Source organism: Carboxylicivirga sp., assembly GCF_982718395.1.
Map to the genome: position 1 here is coordinate 1 of NZ_CEXQWX010000249.1, position 6,235 is coordinate 6,235.

Consider the following 6,235-nt stretch of genomic DNA (forward strand, 5'->3'; position numbering starts at 1 on the left):
AATAATGCAATAACCTGATAGAAGATACTTTGTATATCATTTGCATTGATTTCGTCAGCTTGTTGAGGTAATAAACCAGCAAACGACAATGGTGTAAATACTTGATGTAATATGATTAATTGAATATTCAACATTGACTTGTCTCCCCTGCACTTTTTATATTTTAAACGATGGCAAAAATATTTCTTTGAAATAAACTACCCAAATGCTAAAGATCGAAAAGGCCTAAAAAAAGCAGACTCCAAAAATGTAATATTTATGCATTAATTTCGAATATTCTTGCATATCAGAAACATTAAACTTTATTACATTTGCACTCTGAAATTTTATTACGAGCATATTAAATATACGAAAATGATAATTGAAAGTCATATAAAAGCAACAGTTGTAAATGCAATTAAAGAGCTATATGCAACTGATATTGAGCCTGACTCTATTCAACTGCAACTGACCCGAAAAGATATGAAGGGTGATTATACTGTTGTTGTTTTTCCGCTACTAAAGATTTCAAAGAAAAATCCTGTTGAAACAGGTAATGATTTGGGAAATTATATTCAGACAAACTGTTCAGAAGTATCCGGATTTGAGGTGATCAAAGGCTTTTTAAACTTACAATTATCAATGACCTACTGGATTAATCTTCTGAATGAAAATGTTCATAATCCTGAGTATGGTAAGAAGTCTGCCGATGACAAGTCCCCACAGGTAATGATTGAATACTCGTCGCCTAATACTAACAAACCGTTACATCTTGGGCATATTCGAAATAATTTGCTTGGTTTTTCATTATCGCGAATTGTATCTGCTAATGGAAATAGGGTTGTCAAAACAAATATTGTAAATGACCGGGGTATACATATTTGTAAATCAATGCTTGCATGGAAAAAATGGGGAGAAGGACAAACCCCGGAAGCAACAGGCAAAAAAGGTGATCATTTAGTTGGTGATTTTTACGTTAAATTTGATCAGGAATATAAAAAAGAGCAGGCCGAATTAATCGCTAATGGTCAAAGTAAAGAAGAAGCAGAAGCTAATTCGCCGTTAATGAAAGAGGCTCGTGAGATGCTTCTTAAATGGGAAGCGCACGATCCTGAAACCTATGCTTTATGGGAGCAGATGAACCATTGGGTATATGATGGTTTTGATGTAACGTATAAGCAGATGGGTGTTGATTTCGACAAGATTTATTATGAATCAGATACCTATAAGGTTGGCCGTGATATGGTGTTGGAAGGACTTGATAAGGAAGTTTTCTACAAACGCGAAGATAACAGCGTTTGGGCCGACTTAGGTAATGATGGTCTTGATGAAAAGTTACTTCTACGTACAGATGGTACCAGTGTTTATATGACACAGGATATTGGTACTGCCAAACTTCGCTATGACGATTACGATATTGATAAAATGGTTTATGTGGTAGGGAATGAGCAAAATTACCATTTTAAGGTATTGGCAATCCTTCTTGATCGACTGGGACTAAAGTGGGGTAAAGATTTGGTGCATTTCAGCTATGGAATGGTTGAATTGCCTTAAGGAAAGATGAAATCGAGAGAAGGAACCGTTGTTGATGCCGATGATTTGATGCAGGATATGATCAATACTGCCCGCGAAATGTCGAAAGAACTTGGAAAACTTGAGGGATATTCAGACGAAGAGGCTGAGCACGTATATCAGACCATTGCATTAGGTGCTCTAAAGTATTTTATTCTTAAAGTGGACCCACGAAAGAATATGACTTTTGATCCAAAAGAATCGATTGACTTTAATGGAAATACAGGGCCGTTTATTCAATATACTTATGCTCGTATTCAATCAATATTCCGGAAGGCAGAAGCCAATCAAATAACCATTCAGGAGAGGGCAGAAGTGGATACGGTGATGTCAGAGAAAGAGGTACAGCTTATGCGTATGATTGCTAATTTCCCTGCTGTAGTTACTGAAGCTGGAAAAGTGTATAGTCCTGCCTTGATAGCTAATTTCGTATATGACCTTGCTAAAGAATTTAATCAATTTTATCATGAGTCTCCAATTGCAGTAGAAGAAGATGAAGCTAAACGATCAATGCGATTACTGCTTTGTAAAGCTTCTGGAAATGTTATTAAAAATGCAATGTGGATGATGGGAATTGATGTGCCGGACAGAATGTAATCATTAAAAATTACTGATAACTCAGCCTGCACATGTGCAGGCTTTTTTGTTTGTCACAAACAAGGCCATAATAATGTATAGTTATTAAGGAATATTCGATATATTTGATAAGCAATAACCTGTAAATGGAACAATAATATAAAGGCCTTTCCGTTTCAGAATGTAATTAATAACACCCAACAAATAAATTAAGCACTAATGAGAATATTAACTTTGCTTTTTGCAGTGCTGGTAGCACAAACGTTAACGATGAATGCTCAAAATGATTTGAGTTCGAGGTTTGATACGCTTAGTTTAAAAAGTCAATTTGATTACGTTTATAGTAAGTCTGAGAGTTACGAGCGTTACAAGGTGATAAAGATGTCAACTTTCAATTTATTGAAAGGGAATTCTTTAGATAGCGTTATGAAGTATAGGAACACCTTGCTTGAGCGTGATAATGAAATTAAGGCTTTTAAGAGTACCATAGAACAGAAGGATGGTGAGATTAAAAATCTGTCTGACAATTTGGAAACCACTACTAATAGTAAGAATAGTATGCTGTTTCTAGGTGCTGAAATATCTAAAGGGCTATACAATTCAATAATGTGGGGATTGGTTTTGGGGCTAATTGCTTTTGCCCTTATTTTGTTTTTCATGTTCAAAAGAAGTCATTCTATAACGAATGAAACAAAAATTCGTCTTGCTGAAGTAGAGGAAGAATTTGAAACACATCGTAAATCAGCACTTAAGCGTGAACAAAAACTAGCTCGCGAATTAATGGATGAAAAATTAAAACACAAGTTTTAAATAAACTAAAGTTATAGATGTAAAATGGGGTTTGAGTTTTTCAAACCCTATTTTTTTACAGTCAACCGATCTTCGATCATTCTGTTATTGTATTGCTGAATAATCCCCTTCATTAGTGGTAATTGATTGAGGTAAGTATCATCACTATCCTTAATATTATTCTTCAATAATGGATCATCCACAGTATTATATGCGCCAATAATATTTTCACCATCAAAATGGAGGACATAATCTTCATGAAGTAATTGATAACTATTATTGGTGTAATTAATAGCAAATCGATTGCTTTCATCATTAAGTAAATCATTTCCAAAGGCCACGTATGGACTTTTATTGAAGCCAATATAGTTAAGAACCGTAGGCATTATATCTATTTGCTGTGCGACTCTATTATCAACACCTTTCATTTTTTCATCTCCGGGGCTAAAAATGATTATTGGAATTTGAAATTTATTGGTGCTTGTAAATGAAGAATCGAAATGTCCACCTGTACTATGATCAGCGGTTATTACGAATACAGTGTTGTTATACCATGGCATTTGCTTTGCACTGGCAAAAAAGTTTCTCAAGGCATTATCAGTGTATCCTACACCTTGATGAACCGGTAATTTACCTTTGGGAAAAACATCGGTGTATTGTTCGGGAACTTTAAATGGGTGATGCGATGACAAAGAAAAAACTGATGTCATAAATGGTTCTTTCATCTTATTCATTTCATCGGCATAAAACTGAAAAAATGGTTCGTCCCAAATGCCCCACATGCCATCAAACTCATCATCGTTATTAAACTCTGTCATGCCCATGTATTTATCAAAGCGCGCAATGTTGGCAAACGATTCGAAACCCATTGAGCCATTAGGAGCACCGTGGAAAAAAGCCGTCTGATAGCCTTCCTTCTTTAGTAAATACGGCAAGGCATTAATTTGATTTGACGAGTATTCCGACACAACATATGGTAATACTAAAGCTGGTATACTAGCTAAAATTGAAGGCATCGCATCAATGGATTTATGACCATTGGCAAAAGCATTAGGGAAAATCAAAGAGTGCTGGCTAAGAGAATCCAAAAAAGGCGTATATCCTTTGTAATTTCCATTCTCAAGCGTTGGATTAAACACTCCAAAGTGTTCGCGGCTAAAGCTCTCAAGGATAATAATGACAACGTTTTTTTTATTGCTGACTAGCGATGGATCGGGATAAACCATCGGATCAAAAGCCTGTTTCAATTCTTTTTCTGAATTAAAGAAATCATAAGCAGTGAAACTTTTCTTACCCCAGGTGCGAATGATACAGAAAGGAGTATTAAGAACTAAAGCCATTTCATCGGGTGCATTAACATATTTCCCCGCATTGGCCATGTTAATTGGACGGGTAGAGTGCCGATAACCTCCCCTCATTCCAATAATTGAAAAACCTGAAAAAAGAACCAAGGCAATTAGTGAAACAGCTGGATATAACCACCTGCTTGACAACCTGATTTTCCTGGGTTGGAGTAATGAGTATGACTTGCTAAGTAAATAAACAGAAAGAATAAAAATAAGTGCAACATACCAATAGTCAATAATGAATTGGCCCCACAATTTGCCCATGTTTGTTTCATTTTCAAGTATACTGATTACGTTGAAAGTAGTTCGTTTTAAGATAAACCGGTAGTAGATTAAGTCAATACTATTGAGTGCAAAGCCAACACCGTTAACCAATAAAAATAAACCTTTAAGAAAGGTTTGATAAATGGAGCCGAACTTAAACGGTAAAGGTAAGAGATACAACAGAGCATACAAACCATTAAGGTATAGCATAGCACTTAAATCAAATGTAAGTCCACCTTTCATTATTGTCAAAAAAGACCCGAATGTGATATTAGGGAAAAGTGAGTAGTTAAACAGATAAAATACAATGCGAAAAGCACTGTAAAAAACCATGATTAAAAGCAATCTATATATAAGAACAAGGTATTCGTTATGAGTTTTACCTATTTTATTCAACGTCATATTAACTTAAGTGAAAATTCACGCAAAGTTAACAATGCTTTTAAAATAATAGCAGTTTTAAAACCTGTGAATATTTAATTTTGTTTTTCAAGCAGCCAATCCATAGCGGCTTTTTTTGTTGAAAATTGTTCCCGTTTTATTCTGGTATTTTCAGGTAACCAAGAAAATAACATTGCATATGCAGTCATTTTTGGATCCTTAACGCAAAATGCTGTTCTTACAGATTTACAATTCAAAGTTTTTTCTTCAGCTTTTTTAGAAAGATTACTGATTTCATCGAGCTTTAACTCAATGGAAGCTTTTCTGAGATCATAAAAGATCTTTAAGTCTTCAGGTAAGTTCTGTATGGTTCCTACTTCCTCCAGAAAATCATATAAATCACTGAGTGTAGTTTTTCCTTCTATTGTAACATGTAATATGTTTTCAATGAAAGCGTATGATATCATGCTTTTGCGTTTAATGTGTGTGTCTACTGGCTTATCCATTTTTTAAATTCTTCCGATAATAAAGAGTTCAGGATAATATTGACAAGTGTCTGGTTGGGCAAATCTTTAAGAAACGTTTCAACTTCATCAGATGAGACATTGGCTTTTGTAATAAGTGACTTAAGCTTTTTCAAGGATGAACCTGTTAACTCATCCGCAAACGTTGACCATAGAAAGGTATAATCATCCGCTACTGTCGAAGAACTTTCAGCAGAAGCATTTTCTACTTTAATCCTGAATTCATTTATAATGGTCAATAAGGTTGTTTTGCATTCGTTTTTTAGAGGATCACTTGTACCAGGCTCATCCCGAAGGGTCCACGAGCTGTATGCATACTCAATTTTCTCAAGTGCATCTACTTGTGCCGAGTTAGGACCAAAACAACTACTGGTTAACAAGATGGTTGCTTTTTTCCATGAGCTAAAATCGAAGCTTTTATCGTCGATTTGCTTTAATTGGTTTTCCAATAATGTTAGATAAGAAGAATCAGTACTCATAGTTGCCTTTTCCAAAGAATGATATGATATTTGAGTCTAATTTAAAAAATATACTTATGAAGCACTTATTAGTTACATTGTTTTTGATAACAGTACCTTTATTTGGTGTGACTGCTAAAAAAAAGGAGATGAGAGAACAAGATAAGTTAATGGTTGTCTGGACCAGTGGCGACAGGGATGTGGCATTAAAAGTTTGTTTTATGTATACCAATGCCGCAAAAAAGATGAAATGGTTCGACGATGTTTATCTCATCATATGGGGACCATCAGCTAAACTGTTATCGGAAGATAAGGAGTTGCAGGAAAAGATCAAAATGATGCAAAA

The 6,235-nt window shown here is 34.9% G+C and carries 6 protein-coding genes and 1 pseudogene; 4 read left to right on the forward strand and 3 right to left on the reverse strand.

The annotated features are described in order from the left end of the window. The first annotated feature begins 354 nt into the window (after positions 1–354). From argS to AC4MRQ_RS24470, 3 genes are all read left to right on the forward strand, one after another. Positions 355–1,533 carry an arginine--tRNA ligase domain-containing protein gene (argS, locus tag AC4MRQ_RS24460; protein ID WP_491200358.1) on the forward strand — a complete coding sequence of 393 codons (1,179 nt, stop codon included), beginning with the start codon at positions 355–357 and terminating at the stop codon, positions 1,531–1,533. 6 nt (positions 1,534–1,539) lie between these two features. Continuing rightward, a complete protein-coding gene (locus AC4MRQ_RS24465) occupies positions 1,540–2,148 on the forward strand; it encodes a DALR anticodon-binding domain-containing protein (RefSeq protein ID WP_491200359.1) in 609 nt (202 codons plus the stop codon). Between the two features lie 198 nt (positions 2,149–2,346). Further along, positions 2,347–2,937: a hypothetical protein gene (locus AC4MRQ_RS24470; RefSeq protein WP_491200360.1), complete on the forward strand. Its 591-nt coding sequence runs from the start codon at positions 2,347–2,349 to the stop codon at positions 2,935–2,937. Between the two features lie 47 nt (positions 2,938–2,984). Here AC4MRQ_RS24470 and AC4MRQ_RS24475 read toward each other — a convergent pair whose 3' ends face one another. The 3 genes from AC4MRQ_RS24475 to AC4MRQ_RS24485 all read right to left on the reverse strand — a co-directional run bounded on the left by AC4MRQ_RS24475 (position 2,985) and on the right by AC4MRQ_RS24485 (position 5,910). Beyond that, positions 2,985–4,769 (reverse strand): LTA synthase family protein, encoded by a 1,785-nt coding sequence (locus AC4MRQ_RS24475; RefSeq protein WP_491200361.1) that lies wholly within the window; start codon positions 4,767–4,769, stop codon positions 2,985–2,987. A 233-nt stretch (positions 4,770–5,002) separates the two neighbouring features. After that, positions 5,003–5,413 carry a hypothetical protein gene (locus AC4MRQ_RS24480; protein WP_491200362.1) on the reverse strand — a complete coding sequence of 137 codons (411 nt, stop codon included), beginning with the start codon at positions 5,411–5,413 and terminating at the stop codon, positions 5,003–5,005. Further along, a complete protein-coding gene (locus tag AC4MRQ_RS24485) occupies positions 5,398–5,910 on the reverse strand; it encodes a hypothetical protein (RefSeq protein WP_491200363.1) in 513 nt (170 codons plus the stop codon). Before AC4MRQ_RS24485 ends, AC4MRQ_RS24480 begins: the two co-directional genes overlap by 16 nt. A 56-nt stretch (positions 5,911–5,966) precedes the next feature. Between AC4MRQ_RS24485 and AC4MRQ_RS24490 the strand changes: the two are divergent. Further along, a pseudogene (locus AC4MRQ_RS24490) lies at positions 5,967–6,235 on the forward strand (hypothetical protein); the annotation flags it as partial.